We start from the raw sequence: 17,956 nt of genomic DNA, 5'->3' as shown, positions 1-17,956 counted from the left end.
GGGGTTTTTAGAGGTGCCCTGTAGTCGTTGCCGATCGACTGCTTCTTGCCGTCGATCAGCACATTGACCCGGTAGCGGCCGTAGCCGGTCACCTGCACCGGCGTGCCGGCCGGGATCACCCGCTTGCCGTCTTCGGCGTAGTTGCTGTCGCTGATCCAGCTGCCGTCGCTGCGCATGTTGCAGCACAGGAAGCCGGAGAACTTGGCATCGGCCGCCGCGGCCAGCTGCGGCAGGGCCGCCGCCAGGGCGAGGGCGAGAACGAACGGGGAACGGAACGAACGCATGGCTGACTCCTTTCGGCGCGGCGATCCTGCCGCGGGTGGCACGAGGGTGGGAGGGCACCGCCTCCGCCGCGGCGCCCGCGCGCATTGTGCCGGCTGGCCTGCACCTGGGATAGCGGCGCGTTGCACGGTGACGGCGGACCGGTGGCCTGTGTATGCTCGAACCTCGTGGACACCCTGACGCCCGCCGAGATCTCCCTGCGCATCGACGCCCTGCGTCGCGAGCACCGCGCGCTCGACGAACAGTTGCAGCGCATCCCGGCCAATCTGGACGACGAGCTGGAAGCCAAGCGGCTGAAGAAGCGCAAGCTGCAACTGAAGGACTGCATCATGCGCCTGGAGCATCTGCTGATCCCCGACGAACCGGCGTGAGCGCGGCGACCTTCTTCAGCGTCGGCCATTCCACGCGCAGCCTGGAGACCTTCCTGCAGATCCTGCAGGGCGCCGGCGTCACCCGGCTCGCCGACGTGCGCGCCTTTCCGTCTTCGCGGCGGTTCCCGCAGTTCGACGGCAGCGCGCTGGCACCGGCGCTGGCCGCCGCGGGGATCGCCTACCGGCACTTCCGCGCCCTGGGCGGACGCCGCGGCAAGCAGCCGGGCGTCGATCCGCAGCGCAACGGCCACTGGCGCAGCGTCAGCTTCCACAACTACGCGGATTACGCGCTGGGCGCCGAATTCGCCGAGGCGCTGGCCGAGTTGCAAGTCTTCGGCGAGGACGGCGCGTGCGCGGTCATGTGCGCCGAGGCCTACTGGCGGCAGTGCCACCGCCAGATCGTCTGCGACCACCTGCTGCACCATGGCCATCCGGTGGTGCACCTGATCGATGTCGGCCACCAGGAGCCGGCCACGCTCAACCCGGCTGCGCGCAGCGACGCGCAGGGGCAACTGGTCTATCCGCCGGATGCGGCGGATGCCGGACCGCGCACCGGAGACCTGTTCGACGCCTGAGCCGCGCTTCCATGGTCGCCGCGTCAGGGTATCCGCCGCGTCGCCACGCGCCGGGAGTCCACTGCGGGTCGCGCCACGCGCTGCGGCGTCAGACTCAGTCCTGCGGAACCGACGGCACCGCGATCGCATTGCTGCGCGGCGTATCGTCGGTGCTGACGAGCGTGGTGGTGCCCTGTTCGCTCGCTCCGTCCTGGTTGGCGGCAAGCAGGCGCAGAGGCTGGCCGCGATAGCGGTACTCCAGCGCCTGCTGCAGCTGGTCCAGCCGCGCCACCCGCGCGCACAGCGCCTGCGCCTTGGTTTCGATCCCCTTGCTGCGCGCATCCAGCCGCGCCTCGAGGGCGGCGTCCATGCGGTCGGCGCGTTCGCCGATGGCCTCCGCGCGGCCCGTCACGACCTGCCAGAGCACGTGACGGGTGATGCTGCCCACGAAGCTTTCCGCCTGCGTCTCGACATAGTCCTCGAACCGGTCGTCGAACGCCTCCTGGTCCCAGCGCCCCTTGCCGAGGGTGCCGTCGACATAGGCATTGGCGTGCGTGCGCAGCCGTTCGATCTTGCGCGCGTTGCCGGCACTGCCGGTCAGCATCTCCACAACGGAACCCAGCACGTCGTAGCTGAGATCGACCACCTCGTGCGAAAGATCGGCCACCTGCGGCATCAGCGCGCGGGTTTCGCGTTCCATCTCCAGCAGCCGCTGCGCATCGGCGTCGCCGATCTGCTGCACCTGGCGATCCACGCTCAATTCGCCCGCATGGAAGAAGATCTCGCGCGGCCCGTCGCCATCGCTGCGGCTCAGCCAGATGCCGCCAGTGTCGGCGAGCACGTTGAACGGTGTGCTCAGGCCGCACTGGCGCGAGGACACCTGCGGCCGATGGTCGTGCTTGCCAGCGTCGTCGCCCTGGTCGGCCCACGAGAGTCCGCTGGAGGCGGCAAGCAGCAACAGAGCGAAAAGAGGAGCTGTGCGCATCGCCGGAACCCGCAGCAGGGAGTTTCAAGCATGCTCGGGCCGCACCGGCCCCTGGGTCGCGTGTCGGAAGTCACTGTGCCGCGGCGTCAACCGCCGCGCCGCAGTGATAACAGGGCGCCCTTCTGTTTGGCGCGTCGCCACGCGCCAGGATCTCACCGCATCACGACGGCAAGTGCTGCGACTGCCGCCTCAATCCTGCGGAACCGGCGGCTCCTCCACCTTCGCCGCTTCCGGGCTGACGCGCTCGATGGTGTGGCGCAGCTCACGGCCCAGAATGAACTTGGCGTCCTTCGCCCACGCATCCAGCCGTTCGTCGAACACCAGCTTGCTGTTCTCGTCGGGCCACACCAGCTTCAGTTCGCGCAGCTTCTGGATGAAGCCGCGGAACAGGGTCTTGTCGAAGAACTCCGGCGCGGCCGGTGCGTACAGCAGGCTCAGACGTTGCGCGGCCTGCTGGCACAGGCTCTCCAGTTCGCCGGCGCCGAGCTTGCCCGGGCCGTTCTTCACCAGGACCGAGATGGCGATGTAATAGCGCTCGAACGCCTGTTGCAGCGAGTGGCCGATGGCGCGCAGGCGGAACACCTCGTCGGTCTGGCCGGTGTTGCGCGCCAGCACGCTGCCGTCGTCCTCGGCGAGCTGCAGCAGCAGGCCTTCGCGCACGAACACCTCGATGGTGCGTTCGATGCGCTCGGCGAACTGGTCCTCGCTCCACGGCAGGAACAGCTCCGCCTGCAGGAACGGGTACACGGTGCGGCCCAGCCGCAGCAGGCCGGCGCGGCTCATGCGGCGGTTGTTCTGGAAACAGCACGCCACCCACGAGGAGGCGGTGAACAGGTGCAGCACGTTGTTGCGGAAGTAGCTCAGCAGCACCGCGTTGTCGCCGTTGACGCTGAGCACGTCGCCGAGCGGATGCGGCGTGCGGGTGAGCACGTTGATCTCTTCGGCGTGGGCGATGATGCGCTCGGGCGAATGCGGGGTCACCGTGACCCGGTCCGAGTACGGCAGTTCCGCCAGCAGCTTCTTGCACAGTTCGATCTGCGCGATCAGGTCGGCCTCGCCCATGGCGTGCTTGGGCGTGGACAGCAGCGCCAGCGCCAGCAGGTTGACCGGATTGACGTCGGCGGCGGCGTTGATGTGCACCTGGATCTGCTGCGCCAGCGCATCGACGGTGCCGTTCAACCAGGCCGGTTTCTCGTCCTCGCCCAGCGGCTGGCCGTCCCATTCCGGCGCGCGCTGCGCCAGCACCTGGCTCAACGGAATCGGCTCGCCGAAGTTCACCACCACCTGGCCGTAGTTCTGCTTGAGCACCTTGGGGATGCCCCACAGCAGCGCCCAGATCGATTCCTTCTCCTTGGGCCGGCCGCTGAGTTCGTCGAGGTAGCTGTTGCCTTCCATCAGCTTCTCGTAGCCGACGTAGATCGGCTGGAACAGCACCGGCTTGCGCGGCTGGCGCAGGAACGCGCGCAAGGTCATCGCGATCATGCCGCCCTTGGGCTGCAGCAGGCGGCCGGTGCGCGAGCGTCCGCCTTCGACGAAGTACTCGATCGAGTAGCCGCCGGCGACCAGTTGCGCCACGTACTCGCTGAGCACCGCCGAGTACAGCGCGTTGCCCTTGATCGAGCGGCGGATGAAGAACGCGCCGCCCTTGCGCAGCAGGGTGCCGACCACCGGCAGGTTGAGGTTGATGCCGGCCACGATGTGCGGCGGCACGATGCCGCGTTCGTACAGCAGGTAGGACAGCAGCAGGTAGTCCATGTGGCTGCGGTGGCTGGGCACGTAGATCACTTCGTGCCCGGGCGCGGCGTCCTTGAGCTTGTCCAGGTGGTGGACCAGCACGCCGGCGTAGATGCGGTTCCAGACGTGGGTCAGCAGGAAGCTGGCCGAGCGCACCACCGGGCTGGAATAGTCGGCGGCGATTTCCCAGGCGTAGGCGTGCGCCTTGCGCCAGGCGTCCACCGGTTTGCTGTTGTCGCGCTTGGCCTGCGCGGCGATCGCCTCGCGCACCGGCTCGGCGGCCAGCACCTGGTCCACCAGCAGGCGCCGGGTCGACAGGTCGGGGCCGATCACCGCCTCGCGGATGCGCCGGAAGTGGGTGCGCAGCACGCGCTGCAGCTTGCGCACGGTGCGCTCGGGCGGCAGCCCTTCCTCCACCGTCTGCCGCATCGACACCGGCGGGGCGAAGCGCACGATGGTGCTGCGGCCGTTGAGCAGCACGCCGAGCAGGCGCCGGAAGCTGCCCACCAGCGCCCAGTTTTCCGAGAACAGCACGGCGAACCAGCCGCTCTGCTTGTCCGGGGCGCGGCCGACGAAGATCGACACCGGCACCAGGTGGATGTCCAGGTCCGGGCGCTCGCGGTGCGCCTGCAGCAGCTTGGCCAGCGAATCGGAGTGGGTCTTGGCGCCGCGCTGCTCCGGCAGCAGCGCGTGGTTGCTGCTGCGCCGGGACAGCGCCAGGTAGGCGCGCTTGCGGCCCAGCGGGTCGCCGGGCAGCGGCACCAGCGGCGAGGGCAGGCCGGATTCGCGGCAGGCCTTGTCCAGGATCAGCGCGTTGGACAGGCCGTAGTCCTCCAGCACGTACACCACCGGGCGGCCGTCGTTGTACTGGCCCGGCTCGGCCGGTTCGATCTTCAGGCCCAGCCAGGGATCGGCCAGGCGCCCGAGCAGGCGCGCCCACAGCGGCCCCTTGGCCTGGCGCGCGGCTGGTGCGGCCACGGGCAGGGTGGAAGGGACGACGGTCGAAGAGGGCGCGGCGCCGGGGTCGGCGGGGGGCGCGTCGGCGGGCGTACGTGCCGCGTCGGCCGCGCGTGCGGCCGCGGCGTCGTCGGGGAACGGGAGGGGATTCTGTTCTGGCATCTGGGCCATTATCGCTTAGCCGGCGGGACGGGGTCGGCGGCGGGTGCCGCGGCCGCGGCGGCGGTGCCGGCGCTGGCCGCCAGCAGCGCATCCACCTCGCTGAGGGTGTCGCGCAGGTACCAGTGCCCGTCGCGGCGCACCAGCACCGCGGTGGTGTCGATCTGTTCGCCGTCCAGCGGGTACTGGATGCGCACCACCGCCTGGTCGCCCTGCTGGTTGACCAGGCCGGTGCGCAGCGCGCCGGCGCTGGCATCCAGGTCCAGGCCGTAGTCGGCCAGCACCGCCTTGAGGTCGGCCAGGAACGGGCCCAGCCGGCGCAGGCTCTCGTCCATGCCCAGGGTGCGCAGGTCGGCATCGCTGCGCACGCCGGTGCGGCGCGCGCCCGCGCACAGCCGCGCGAGCGCCGCCTGGGCGCGCTTGCGCTCGGACAGCGGCGCGCGCGCGGCCCAGGCGCTCAGCGCCTGCACCAGTTGCACGTAGTGGCCGCGCTGTTCGGGCGTGTAGTGGCCCTGGTTGCGCAGGAACTGCACGCCGAACAGGCCCAGCGAGTGCGCCGCCTGCTTCAGGCTCGCCGCCTGGCCGCCGAACTGCGCGTCGAAGGCGCGTTGCAGCTGGCGCTCGGCGTCCGGCGCGGCGAGGGTGTCGAGCACCTCGGGCAGGCGTTCGGCCAGCGGCAGCTCGGTCAGCGGCCAGCGGCTGCGGTCCTCGCTCCAGGCCTGTTGCAGGCGCTGGTACTGGGCCGGCGGCACCGCGGCGCGGGCGTAACCGAGCAGGTCGTTGCGTTGCAGCGCGTGCGCCAGCGTGCGCACTGCGGCCGCCGGCTCGGCGCTGGCGCCGGGCAGTTCGGCGGGCGTGCGCTTGCATCCGCCCACGGCCAGGGCGAGCATCGCCAACAGCAGGACGCACAGCGCGCGCGAGGAGATGACCCGGGTCGGGCAGGACGACATACGATGCGGGCTCGTTCCCCAAAACGTCCCGCATCTTGCTGGGCGCGGGCGATTCCGGCAAGCCGGGCGGGGCGGCGGTGCGGGGACGACCGGCAGGCAGCCAGGGGGCTGGGCTTGTCGCGGCGGGACATTTCATGACCCGGCGTTGGGCTGTCGGGACAGGCATGTCGGCGTATGGCCAGATGTGCCAGTGGATTGCGGATGTTGCAATGCATCATGTAACCGCTTGCAGTTGCTGCTAACGTCCGCCCACCTCGATTGAGGCGGTGCTGGCCGGGGGACCCAGTGCGATATTCGTCAGAGATCATCCGAGTGCTCGGTCACGGTGGCGCGCGCCGCTGCGCCTGGGTGTTGTCCGCAGTCCTGTACGGACTTGCGATGACGGCCCCGGTGCAGGCGCAGGACGGCCGCCTGCCGCCGCGTGTGCAATGGCAGGCGTCCAGTTCCTCCAAGCAGGTCAAGGCGCAGGCGATCGGCTATCTGATCGACGGCGACGCCAGCACCCGCACCGCCGGCGCCTTCAGTCCCGGCCACTGGTTCCAGATCGACCTGGGCCGCGCCGCGCAGGTCGGCGGCGTGCGCCTGCAATGGGACACCTCCAATCCGGAAGGCTTCCTGCTGCAGACCTCGCGCGATGGCCAGCGCTGGGACACGGTGTACACGATGGCCGATTCGCTGGGCGGCACCGAGACCGTGTTCTTCGCGCCGCAGCTGGCCCGCTACCTGCGCCTGGCTGCGCCCGCGCGCAGCGCCGACTGGGGCGTGTCGATCTACGAGATGGAGCCGCTGGGTGCCGGCGCCGTGCAGTTGCGTGGCGTGTCCGCGGCCGACGCCGCGGCGCTGTGGCAGGGCGGTGCCGCGGTGGCGATGCCGGGCACCGGCGCGCAGGCGCGGCAACTGGATATCGCCTTCCCGCGCGCGTTCGACAGCGCCGGCCTGATCGTCGAGTTCGCCGGTGCGCATGGCGCGGCGCAGCTGCAGGCGCAGGACGCCGCGGGCCGCTGGCGCACGCTGGCCGACGATCCGCAGGCCGGCGACAGCGACAGCGCCTACCTGGCCGGCACCGCGCCGCTGCCGGTGCGCGCGCTGCGCCTGCGCGTCGACGCCGCGCCCGGTGGCGTCGCGCCGACCCTGGCGCGCCTGCGCCTGCTGGGGCCGAAGGCGGTGATGACGCCGATGAAGCGCTACCAGGTCGCCGCGCAGCGCGGCGCCACCCGCGCGTTGTTCCCGGCCTCGCTGCACATGCAGCAGACCTACTGGACCGCGGTCGGCATCCACGCCGGCCGGCAGAAATCGATCTTCGACGAGTACGGCAACCTGGAGGCGTGGAAGGGCGCGCCGCTGGTGCAGCCGCTGTGGCGCGACGCCTCCGGCACCGCCGCCGGCGCCGACGGCCATGCGCTGACCCACGCCTTGCGCGACGGCTGGAAGCCCATGCCGTCGGTGCGCTGGTCGCCGCAGCCGGGGCTGGAACTGCGCAGCGAGACCTTCGCGATCGAACGCGACGGCCAGCCGGTGACGCTGCTGCGCCATCGCCTGCGCAACACCGGCACCGCGCCGGTCAGCGGCACCCTGTCGCTGCTGGTGCGGCCGATGCAGATGAATCCGCCGTGGCAGAACGGCGGCCTGTCGCCGATCCACGACGTCGCCGTCGACGGCGACGTCGTGCGGGTCAACGGCCGTGCGCTGCTGACCTCGCTGAGCGCGCCCAGCGGCGGCGGCGCCGAGGCGTTCGGCGCGAACGGCGCCACCGAGATCACCCGCCACGTCGCCGCCGGCACGCTGCCGGCGCAGCGCCAGGCGCACGACGCCGACGGCCTGGCCGCGGCGATGCTGAACTACACGGTGCGCCTGGCGCCGGGTGCGCAACAGGACGTGGTACTGGCGTTCCCGCTGGGCACCGCCAGCGCCGACGCCCAGGGCCGCCTGCCGCCGGCGCCGCCGCTGGACCGCGACGCCCTGCTCGCCGCCGGCCGCGGCGATGCGGGCCGCAGCTTCGACGCGCTGGCCGAGCAGGTTTCCGCGGACTGGCAGCAGCGCCTGGGCAACGTCGGCCTGCGCCTGCCCGACGCCAGCCTGGTGGACATGCTGCGCGCGCAGGCCGCGTACATGCTGATCAACCAGACCGGCCCGGCGATGCAGCCGGGGCCGCGCAACTACAACCGCTCCTTCATCCGCGACGGTATGGCCACCTCGGCGATCCTGCTGCGGATGGGCCAGGCGCAGGTCGCGCGCGACTACCTGCAGTGGTACAGCGACCACGCGGTGCACCCGAACGGGCTGGTCTCGCCGATCCTCAACGACGACGGCAGCGTCAACGATGGCTTCGGCTCGGACCTGGAGTACGACAGCCAGGGCGAGTACATCACCCTGGTCGCCGACGTCGCGCGGCTGGACGGCGGCCCGGAAAGCGTGCGCGCCTACCTGCCGAAGGTGAAGCTGGCGATGCAGTTCCTGCAGGAACTGCGCGAGCGCACCCTGGTGCCGGGCTACATGGCCGAGCAGCCGGCGCCGGAACGCTTCCGCGGCATCCTCGCCCCGTCGATCAGTCACGAAGGCTATTCCAGCCCCACCCACAGCTACTGGGACGACTACTGGGCGCTGAAGGGCTGGCACGACGGCGCCTGGCTGGCCGAATCGCTGGGCGATGCCGCCACCGCCGCCTGGGCGCGCGAACAGTACGCGGCGCTGCGCAGCTCGCTGGCCGCGTCCATCCGCGCCACCATGGCGTGGAAGGGCGCGGACTACATTCCCGCTGCGGCCGACCTGGGCGACGGCGATCCGACCAGCGTCTCGATCGCGCTGGATCCCACCGGCCAGCAGGACCTGCTGCCGGAGGCGGCGCTGCGCACCACCTTCGCGCGCTATCTGGAAGACGTGCGCCAGCGCAAGCAGCCCAATGCGCTGTGGGCCTACACCCCGTACGAGATGCGCAACGTGCTGACCTACGTGCATCTGGACCAGCCGCAGGCGGCCGACGAACTGCTGCAGGACCTGCTGCGCGACCGCCGCCCGTTCGAATGGCAGGTGCTGGCCGAGGTGGTGCAGTCGCGGCTGCGCTTCCCGCGCTACCTGGGCGACATGCCGCATACCTGGATCGGCGCCGAGTACGCGCGCGCCCTGTTCGGCATGCTCATGCACGAGGGCGACGATGCGCTGGTGCTGCTGCCCGGCGTGCCGCCAGCCTGGCTCGCCGACGATGGCCTGGCCGTGCAGCGCCTGCCCACCGCCTACGGCACGCTCGGCCTGCGCGCGCGCCAGAGCGACGGGCGGCTGCGGGTCGAACTCGACAGCGGCCTGCGCGCCGGCACCGCCGTGCGCGTGGTCTGGCCGACGCGCACGCGGCCGGCGCAGGTGCGCGTGGACGGCCGCCGGATCGACCACTACGACGCCGGCGGCGTGACCCTGTCCAAGCCGTTCCGGACCCTGGAGGCACGCTGGTGAGTCCGCCCCCCGTGCCGGCGCCGGATGCGCGCGCCAACATCACCATCAAGGACGTGGCGCGCCTGGCCAACGTCTCGGTGGCCACCGTGTCGCGCACCATGAACGGCCATCAGCACGTGGCCGAGTCGGTGCGCGCGCGCGTGCTGGAAGCCGCGCGCACCCTGCACTACGTGCCGCACCACGCCGCGCGCAGCCTGAGCAGCCGCCGCACCCACACCATCGGCGTGGTGCTGCCGGACCTGCACGGCGAGTTCTTCTCCGAACTGATCCGCGGCATCGACACGGTGGCGCGCGAGCGCGGCCTGCACCTGCTGGTGTCCAGCTACCACGGCGAGCCGGAACAGCAGCGGCTGGCGGTGCGGCGCATGCCCGGACGCGTCGACGGACTGCTGATCATGTCGCCGTCCCTGGCCAGCGATGCCGAGGATCCGGCCGACATGCTGCCCGGCACGCTGCCGGCGGTGCTGATGAACTGCGCCGAGCGCATCGGCGAGGCGCAGGTGCTCAACGTGGACAACTACGGCGGCGCGCGTGCGATGACGCGTCATCTGCTGGACGTGGGCCATCGCCGCATCGCCTTCATCGCCGGGCCGGACGACAACTTCGATGCGCGCGAACGCCTGCGCGGCTACCGCGATGAACTGCGCGAGCGCTGCCCGCAGGTGGCACCGCTGGTGCTGCCCGGCGCGTTCGACGAGGCTTCCGGCTACCGCGCCGGCGAAGCCCTGCTGCAGGGCCAGCGCCCGGACGTGGTGTTCGCCGCCAACGACATGATGGCGCTGGGCTGCCTGTTCGCCTTCACCCATGCGGGGCTGCGCGTGCCCGAGGACATCGCCCTGGCCGGCTTCGACGACGTGCCGATGGCACGCTACGTGCATCCGGCCCTGACGACCATGCGCGTGGACATCGCCGGCTTCGGCGCCCGCGCCATGCAACTGCTGCTCGGTGCGCTGGAGCCGCATGCCGCTCCGGCGGCGTCGGCGGCAGCGGCCAATGCGATCGCTCCGCAACTCATCGTTCGTGCTTCCAGTGCCCAGCGAGGGACCGCCATGGACTGACACCGACGCATGCAGCACCGATGTCGTTTTTTTGCACCACCTAAAAGAACACAACAATGATCCCGTTGACCGCCCTGGGAGGGCTTTAGTCATGAAGAAATCGCGTTCCGCCTCCAACCTGCCCGCACGCAGCCTGCTGTGCTGCGCGCTGGCCACCTGCCTGTTCGCCAACATGCCGGCGATGGCCCAGTCCAGCAACGCCACGCTGCGTGGTCAGGTTGCCGCCGCCCAGGCCGGTACCGAGGTCACCGTCACCAACATCGCCACCGGCTCGGTGCGCCGCGCGCCGATCGCCGCCAACGGTAGCTACACCGTGGTCGGCCTGCCGCCGGGCACCTACAAGGTCGAGGCCAATGGCGTTACCAAGACGGTGACCCTGCAGGTCGCGTCCTCGTCCACCGTCGATCTGGACGCCGCCACCCCGGCTGCCGGCGGCAACGCCACGACCCTGGACACCATCACCGTCAGCGCGCCTTTACTGAAGGACGTCAAGACCTCGGAAGTGGGCAACGTGGTGTCGCTGCACCAGATCGAGCAGCTGCCGCAGGCCACCCGCAACTTCCTGGAGTTCGCCGACACCGTGCCGGGCATGGTGTTCCAGATCGATTCGCAGGGTCACACCACGCTGCGCGGTGGCGCCTCCAACAGCAGTGCCGGCAATCTGTACATCGACGGCGTCAGCCAGAAGAGCTACGTGGCCAAGGGCGGTATCGCCGGCCAGAACGACAGCCAGGGCAACCCGTTCCCGCAGCTGGCGATCGGCGAGTACAAGGTCATCACCTCCAACTACAAGGCCGAGTTCGGCCAGGTGAGCGGCGCGGCGGTCACCGCCGCCACCAAGTCCGGTACCAACGAGTTCCACGGCGAGGTGTTCTACCGCTACACCGACCAGGATCTGCGCGACAAGAGCCCGGCCGAGGAAGCGACCGGCAAGAAGGTGGACTCGCAGACCAAGGAATACGGCTTCGCGATCGGTGGCCCGATCCTGCAGGACCGCATGCACTTCTTCTTCGCGTACGAAGGCAAGGACAACGTCGTGCCGCGCACGATCTATCCGGATGCCAAGGCGGCCCGCTATGTGGGCTTCCTGCCGTCCAATCTGTCCAGCCAGTATGGCGCAGCCAACCTGCCGTTCACCGAAGACCTGTACTTCGGCAAGATCGACTTCGAGCCGACCGATCGCGACCGTTTCGAACTGAGCGCGCAGGTCCGCGACGAGACCCAGACCGACAACGTCGGTGGGCAGAACGCGACCGATCACGGCCTTGACAAGATCAACAAGGACAAGCGTGTGGCGCTGCGCTGGGCGCATAGCGCCGATGCCTGGTACAACGAGTTGATCGTCAGCCGCGAGGACGGGCGTAACGATCCGCTGCCGATGTCGATCGGCAATGGCGTCATCTACAACTACCTGGATTACACCGATCCCAACATCGGCGAGTACAACTTCCTGTCCACTGGCCCTTCGGGCGGCGCCAGCGTGCAGAAGCGTCAGCAGAAGGGCTGGTCGCTGCAGAACGACCTGACCTTCACCAGCTTCCAGTGGCATGGCGACCACACCATCAAGATGGGCGTGAACTTCAAGGACATCGAGCTGACGGCGCAGGATGCCGCCTCCTTGAATCCGCAGTTCAGCTACTCGGTCGATGCCAACGGTGTGGCCTCCACGCCCTATCGCGTGGACTTCTACTCGCCGTACGCCACCCCCGGCCAGAGTGCAGTGGTTACGACCAAGGCCAAGCAGTATGGTGTGTACCTGCAAGACGATTGGGCGGTCAACGACAAGCTGATGCTGAACATCGGCATGCGCTGGGACTACGAGGACAACCCGGCCTATACCGATTTCGTCACCTCGGCCGCCTTCGTGCAGGCGCTGTACGCCGACGATCCGGCGAACCCAGGCCATCCCTGGGCCGATCGCCTGCTGCCGAGCGGCGTCAATGCCGCCGATTACATAAGCAACGGCCACAACCGCAAGAACTTCAAGGATGCCTGGCAGCCGCGCCTGGGCTTCTCCTACGACTTCTTCGGTGACCAGTCCGCCGTGCTGCATGGTGGTGCCGGGCGGTCCTACGACCGCAATCTGTTCGAACAGATGGCATACGAAACCAGCAAGGCGGCGCTGTCGCCGGTCGCGGTGTTCTTCCAGAACCCCGCCACCGGGCAGTGCTATCGCAGCGGCCGCGTGTGCGTGCCATGGGATACGAAGTACCTTAACGGCATGGATAACCTCAATGCCATTTCCGGCGTCAGCGGCAGCGGCGAGTTGTTCATGTTCAACAACCACCTGAAGACCCCGTACAGCGACCAGTACAGCATCGGCATCAGCAACCAGGTCGGCGATTGGCTGACCGACGTGACCGTGCAGCGCAACCTGAGCTACGACGGTTTCGCTATGTCGCTGATCAACCGCTATCCGGACGGTTCCTACTTCGATGCGACCGGTAGCGCGCCGTGGGGTCAGCCGGTGCCGGGCTACAAGAACACCATTATCGGCATGAATGGGTTGGAACAGCGGACCACCCAGGTGCTGCTGTCGGCAGAGAAGCCCTATACCAAGGAATCGGGCTGGGGCCTGACCCTGTCCTACACGCATACCAACGCGCGTCAGAACCGCAACATCGACGAGCCCTTCGCCTTCGACAAGGCCACCATCCGCGACTATCCGTTCGTGAAGTCCGACGCCGTCGCGGGCCACCGCTTCGTCGCGTCTGGTTCGATCGACGGTCCGTGGGGCATGACCTTCGGTGCCAAGGTGGTGCTGGCGACGCCGGAGCCGATCAACACCATCGCCTGCTATGGCCACACGGATGCGGACGGCGCGACCTGCCAGCAGGTCGCTGCGATTCCGCCGGGCAATGGCAAGTTCCTGGTCGGCGGCAAGATCTGGGGCTACCGTACGGTCGACTTCCAGGCGTCGAAGGACTTCACCGTGTACAAGGACTTCAAGCTGTCGGCGCGCGTGAATCTGCTCAACGCCTTCAACTTCAAGAACTACAACACGTACGTCTACAACGACTTCGGCAGCAACGGCCGGTACGATCCCAACATCAGCATCAACAAGACCGGCGACATCATGTACGTGCCGCGGACGGTGACCTTCGAGATCGGCGCCAAGTTCTGATCCACCGCATCACCCACGCGCGTGCCCGACCGGCGCGCGTGGGGTTTCAACGGACGGGGCCGCGTGGCCCCGTCCGCGCTTGCGGTCGCCCTTTCTTCGGTACAGGACCACGCACGCATGATCGCCGCCCCTCTCCGCAACCTGGTCATCGTCGGCGGCGGCACCGCCGGCTGGATGGCCGCTGCCGCGCTGGCGCGTGTGCTGGGCCCCGACTACCGCATCACCTTGATCGAGTCCGAGCAGATCGGCATCGTCGGCGTCGGCGAGGCCACCGTGCCGCACATCAAGGCCTTCAACAATCTGCTCGGCATCAACGAGGCCGAGTTCGTGCGCCACACCCAGGGCAGCTTCAAGCTCGGCATCGAGTTCGCCGACTGGCAGCGCCCCGGCACGTCGTACGTGCACGGCTTCGGCACCGAGATCGGGCATCCGCTCGGGCTGCTGCCGTTCCAGCAGTACTGGTTCAAGCAGGCGCTGGCCGGCAAGGCCAGGCCGCTGGGCGCCTATACGCTCAACACCGTCGCCGCCAAGCGCGACCGATTCATGACCTCGGCCACGGACGTGCCGCCGAACTCGCCGCTGGCCAACATCGCCTACGCCTACCATTTCGATGCGGCGTTGTACGCGGGCTTCCTGCGCCGCTACGCTGAACAGCGCGGGGTGACCCGGCGCGAGGGCATTGTCGAGGAGGTGCAGCTGCATCCGGAATCGGGCGACGTGCTTTCGGTGCGGCTTGCATCGGGCGAGGCGATCGCCGGCGACCTGTTCATCGATTGCTCCGGCTTCCGCGGCCTGCTGATCGAGCAGGCGCTGCACACCGGCTACCACGATTTCAGCCACTGGCTGCCCTGCGACCGTGCGCTGGCGGTGCCCTGCGCCAAGGTCGGCCCACCCACGCCGTACACCCGCGCCACCGCGCGCGCGGCCGGCTGGCAGTGGCGCATTCCGCTGCAGCACCGCACCGGCAACGGCTACGTGTACTGCAGTGCGCACATCAGCGACGACGAGGCCGCGGCCACGCTGCTGGCCAACCTCGACGGCCCGGCCCTGGCTGACCCCCGCCCGCTGCGCTTCGTCACCGGCCGCCGCAAGCAGGTGTGGAACCGCAACGTGGTCGCGCTGGGCCTGGCCAGCGGCTTCATGGAGCCGCTGGAATCGACCAGCATCCACCTGGTCCAGTCCGGCATCTCCAAGCTGCTGGAGCTGTTCCCGCGCGAGGGCATCAGCCCGGTGCTGGTGCGGCGCTACAACGAGCGCATCGCCTTCGAGTTCGACCGCATCCGCGACTTCCTGCTGTTGCACTACCACGCCACCGAGCGCGACGACAGCGCGTTCTGGCGGTACTGCCGCAGTATGCCGATCACCCCGGAACTGCAGGAGACGCTGGCGCTGTTCCGCGACAGCGGCCGCTTCTACCGCAACGGCGACGAGATGTTCGCCGAGATCAGCTGGGTGCAGGTGATGGTGGGGCAGGGCATCCTGCCGCGCGCCTACCATCCGCTGGTGGACCAGGTGCCGCAGGCCGACCTGGAGCGCTTCATGGCCAGCGTCGAGCAGACCATCGGCCATTGCGCCGACGCGATGCCGCCGCACCAGGCCTTCATCGACCGCTATTGCGCGGCCAGGCCTGTGTGAGCACGGCCCGCGCCGCGCGGGCACAAAAAAAGAGGCCACGCGCACCAGGCGCGGGCCTCTTCAAATCCGACCGAAGCCGGAGAACGGTATGGCACATCTCCGGCAACGCCGGACGCTGGGCATGCTACCGGCATGCCGGAGCTAAAGCAATACTTTAGAAGTTGCTTTCTAAGTCATTGATTTGAAATCAACTGACAGCGCCGCCGGCCAATGTCAGCGCGATCTCCCGCTGGACCGCCTCGGCGGCAGCACGCGGATCGGCCGCCTGGCGGATCGGCCGGCCGACCACGATCGCATCGGCGCCGTCGGCGAAGGCCTGGGCCACGCCGACGGTGCGCTGCTGGTCGTCGCCGACCGGGCCGCCCGGGCGGATGCCGGGGCAGACGATGGAGAAGCCGGCGCCGGTGGCGCGGCGGATCGGCGCCGCTTCCTGGCCGGAGGCGATCACGCCGTCGATGCCGGCCGCCTGCGCGGCCAGCGCGCGCTCCACCACCACGTCTTCCGGCGCGCGGTCGATGCCCATCGACGCCAGGTCGGCGCGGCCCATCGAGGTCAGCACGGTCACCGCCAGCAGGCGCATGTCGCTGCCGTTGGCCTCGGCCGCGGCCTGCATCATCGGCGGGTGCCAGCCGTGGATGGTGCAGTAGTCCACCGGCCACTGCGACAGCCGCCGGATCACCCCGCCCACCGTGGCCGGGATGTCGAAGAACTTCAGGTCCACGAACACCCGCTTGCCGCGCCCGGCCAGCGTATCCAGCACGTCGAAATATTCGCCGGAGGCGAGCAGTTCCATGCCGATCTTGTAGAACGCCACCGCATCGCCGAGCCGCTCGATCCACTCCAGCGCCTCGCTGCGCCCAGGCACGTCGAGGGCGAAGATCAGGCGCTCGTGCGGCGCCAGCGCCAGCGGCGCGCGACTCACTGCGCCAGCTCCAGCGCCTGCACCTTGGCCTGGTGGCGGGCGGCACGCGACTGGGTGAAGTCGTTGTTGAACAGCGCCGGCTCCCAGGAGCCGTAGCTGGGGTTGGGCAGCATCCACCAGCGCTCGCCGAACCAGTCGTGGTACTGCTGCAGCAACTGCGCGCGGCCTTCCGGGGTATTGGCCACCACCTGCGCGAAGTCGCCGAGCTGGTCGCCGAACTGCATCAGCACGCGGTACTGCTGGCCGACCAGCTTGCGCCGGCAGTTCTTCTCCGAGCCGTTCTGCTCGCAGTCCTTGACCACCGTGCCCAGGCCCAGCAGCACGCTGTTGTCGGCCACCGGCAGGCCGGCGCTGCGCAGGTTGGCCAGGGTCGCGTCGGTCAGGTGCACCGCGCGGTTGGTCACGTACAGCACGGTGACGCCCTTGGCGGTGGCGGCCTTGGCGAAATCGACCACGCCGGGAATCGGCTTGGCCTTCTTCTCGGCGACCCACTGGTCCCAGGTGACCTCGTCGTATTCCTTGCCGTTGCGGATCAGCCGCGCCTGGTACGGCGAGTTGTCCAGCACGGTTTCGTCCACGTCCATCACCACCGCCGGCTTCAATCCGGCGGCGGCGTTGCCGCGCTCCTCCGGCACCAGCGCGTCCCAGTTCGGCTCCTTCAGCGCCGCATCCAGGCGGTCGGCGGCGGCGCGATAGGTCTGCTCGGCCAGGGCCTGGTACTCGGCCGAGCGCTGCATCCACAGCACTGCGTTGAGGTTGTCGTCGGCGGCGCCCGGCGTGGCAACTGCGGGCGTGGCGGCAGCGGCAGGGGCGGCCGGCTTGGCGGCGGGGTCGGCGACCTGCGCCTGCGGCTTGCAGGCGGACAGGGCGAGCACGGCGCAGGCCAGTGCGGTGCGGGCGATCGGCGTCATCGGGCGTGGGAACCTGGGCAAATGAATCGCGGATTTTAGCCGGTTGCGATGACAGGCGCGGCGCAGCGCGCGGTGGCGCAGGCAGGTCGCCGCGCTCAGGGCGCGAACGTCAGTCCGTGCAGGTCCGGGGCGAGCACCGCCTCGATGGGGTCGGCATCGTCGTGGCCGGCATAGGCGCTGAAGCGGATGCGCAGGCGGCCGTCGCGCACGGCGTAGGGCGTCAGGTCCTCGAGGTGGAGTGCGTCCAGGTCGATGTTGTCCAAGCAACTGGACACCGGTATCCGCGCCAGGATCGAAGGCGCCCCGTGCAGGTCGACCACGGTCAGCGCCATCTCCGCACCGGCGCCGCAGTAGCCGTGTCCATCCCCGGGCGAAGACCGGCGCACGGACAGGTACAGCAGGCGGTCGCGCGCCAGATACGGCTGCAACCGGGTCGGCAACAGGCGGATGGCGCGTTCGGCGCCGATCCGCTCCGGTGCGTAGGCGTGCGGAATGGTCTCCAGCACGGCGGGTGTGCGTCCGGGCAGCTGGAGCACCACACGGCCCGCGCGATAGGCCAGATGCAGCAGGCCGCGGCGTGGATCGCAGACGTCGGTATCGGACGGCACGGCCGATGCCGCGCGGCAGTCCGTCGGCGTCGGCGTCGCGGCGCTGGGGGCGGGCACGGCGCCGGGCGCAGCGGGCGAGGCCAGGGCCAGCAGGAGGAGGAGCGGCAGCATGCGAGCCCTTCGAGGTGTGAGCCAAGAGTGTGGCAGCCGCCGTGGATCGCGCGCCAGTTGTGACGCAAGTCCTTTGCGAGGGTGATGAAATTCTCGCAAGCGCCTGTTTTGCAGGGAATTTACCGACAGCGTGTCGGGAGCCTCCCGATGC

At 69.5% G+C, this 17,956-nt stretch carries 12 protein-coding genes and 1 pseudogene; 6 read left to right on the top strand and 7 right to left on the bottom strand.

Going from position 1 to position 17,956, the window contains the following annotated elements:
* A pseudogene (locus CEK65_RS09110) lies at positions 1 to 284 on the bottom strand (hypothetical protein); the annotation flags it as partial.
* A gap of 165 nt (positions 285 to 449) precedes the next feature.
* Between CEK65_RS09110 and CEK65_RS09105 the strand changes: the two are divergent.
* Together CEK65_RS09105 and CEK65_RS09100 are read left to right on the top strand one after the other, a co-directional pair.
* Positions 450 to 653, top strand: coding sequence for a DUF465 domain-containing protein (locus CEK65_RS09105; protein WP_010342388.1), 204 nt, complete (start codon positions 450 to 452; stop codon positions 651 to 653).
* A complete protein-coding gene (locus CEK65_RS09100; RefSeq protein ID WP_152181494.1) occupies positions 650 to 1,228 on the top strand; it encodes a DUF488 domain-containing protein in 579 nt (192 codons plus the stop codon). Before CEK65_RS09105 ends, CEK65_RS09100 begins: the two co-directional genes overlap by 4 nt.
* 94 nt (positions 1,229 to 1,322) lie before the next feature.
* On the opposite strand, the gene CEK65_RS09095 is transcribed toward CEK65_RS09100, so the two are convergent.
* The 3 genes from CEK65_RS09095 to CEK65_RS09085 all read right to left on the bottom strand — a co-directional run bounded on the left by CEK65_RS09095 (position 1,323) and on the right by CEK65_RS09085 (position 5,992).
* Positions 1,323 to 2,165 (bottom strand): DUF2884 family protein, encoded by an 843-nt coding sequence (locus tag CEK65_RS09095; protein ID WP_152181507.1) that lies wholly within the window; start codon positions 2,163 to 2,165, stop codon positions 1,323 to 1,325.
* A 216-nt stretch (positions 2,166 to 2,381) separates the two neighbouring features.
* A complete protein-coding gene (gene plsB / locus CEK65_RS09090; RefSeq protein WP_152181493.1) occupies positions 2,382 to 5,054 on the bottom strand; it encodes a glycerol-3-phosphate 1-O-acyltransferase PlsB in 2,673 nt (890 codons plus the stop codon).
* A complete protein-coding gene (locus CEK65_RS09085; RefSeq protein WP_152181492.1) occupies positions 5,054 to 5,992 on the bottom strand; it encodes a hypothetical protein in 939 nt (312 codons plus the stop codon). The genes plsB and CEK65_RS09085 overlap by 1 nt, the downstream gene beginning before the upstream one ends.
* Before the next feature lie 378 nt (positions 5,993 to 6,370).
* Here CEK65_RS09085 and CEK65_RS09080 point away from each other — a divergent pair, with 378 nt between their 5' ends.
* The 4 genes from CEK65_RS09080 (at position 6,371) to CEK65_RS09065 (ending at position 15,253) form a co-directional block, all read left to right on the top strand.
* Positions 6,371 to 9,436 (top strand): discoidin domain-containing protein, encoded by a 3,066-nt coding sequence (locus tag CEK65_RS09080; RefSeq protein WP_152181491.1) that lies wholly within the window; start codon positions 6,371 to 6,373, stop codon positions 9,434 to 9,436.
* 11 nt (positions 9,437 to 9,447) lie between these two features.
* Entirely contained in the window at positions 9,448 to 10,494 is a 1,047-nt protein-coding gene (locus CEK65_RS09075) for a LacI family DNA-binding transcriptional regulator (RefSeq protein ID WP_152181506.1), read from the top strand.
* Positions 10,495 to 10,585: 91 nt separating this feature from the next.
* A complete protein-coding gene (locus tag CEK65_RS09070) occupies positions 10,586 to 13,618 on the top strand; it encodes a TonB-dependent receptor (protein ID WP_152181490.1) in 3,033 nt (1,010 codons plus the stop codon).
* Positions 13,619 to 13,735: 117 nt separating this feature from the next.
* Positions 13,736 to 15,253, top strand: a complete 1,518-nt coding sequence (locus CEK65_RS09065; protein WP_152181489.1) for a tryptophan halogenase family protein — start codon at positions 13,736 to 13,738, stop codon at positions 15,251 to 15,253.
* A gap of 187 nt (positions 15,254 to 15,440) precedes the next feature.
* Here CEK65_RS09065 and pyrF read toward each other — a convergent pair whose 3' ends face one another.
* The 3 genes from pyrF to CEK65_RS09050 form a co-directional block, all read right to left on the bottom strand.
* Positions 15,441 to 16,175 carry an orotidine-5'-phosphate decarboxylase gene (gene pyrF, locus CEK65_RS09060; RefSeq protein WP_152181488.1) on the bottom strand — a complete coding sequence of 245 codons (735 nt, stop codon included), beginning with the start codon at positions 16,173 to 16,175 and terminating at the stop codon, positions 15,441 to 15,443.
* Entirely contained in the window at positions 16,172 to 17,086 is a 915-nt protein-coding gene (locus CEK65_RS09055; RefSeq protein WP_152181487.1) for a 5'-nucleotidase, lipoprotein e(P4) family, read from the bottom strand. Before CEK65_RS09055 ends, pyrF begins: the two co-directional genes overlap by 4 nt.
* 95 nt (positions 17,087 to 17,181) lie before the next feature.
* Complete coding sequence (locus tag CEK65_RS09050; protein WP_152181486.1) at positions 17,182 to 17,805, bottom strand: hypothetical protein; 624 nt, start codon at positions 17,803 to 17,805, stop codon at positions 17,182 to 17,184.
* Between the last annotated feature and the right edge of the window lie 151 nt (positions 17,806 to 17,956).

It is taken from the genome of Xanthomonas sp. LMG 12459 (assembly GCF_009192905.1).
Classification (GTDB): domain Bacteria; phylum Pseudomonadota; class Gammaproteobacteria; order Xanthomonadales; family Xanthomonadaceae; genus Xanthomonas_A; species Xanthomonas_A sontii.
The sequence above is the reverse complement of the archived record's forward strand: the minus strand, read 5'-3'. Positions and strand labels throughout refer to the sequence as shown.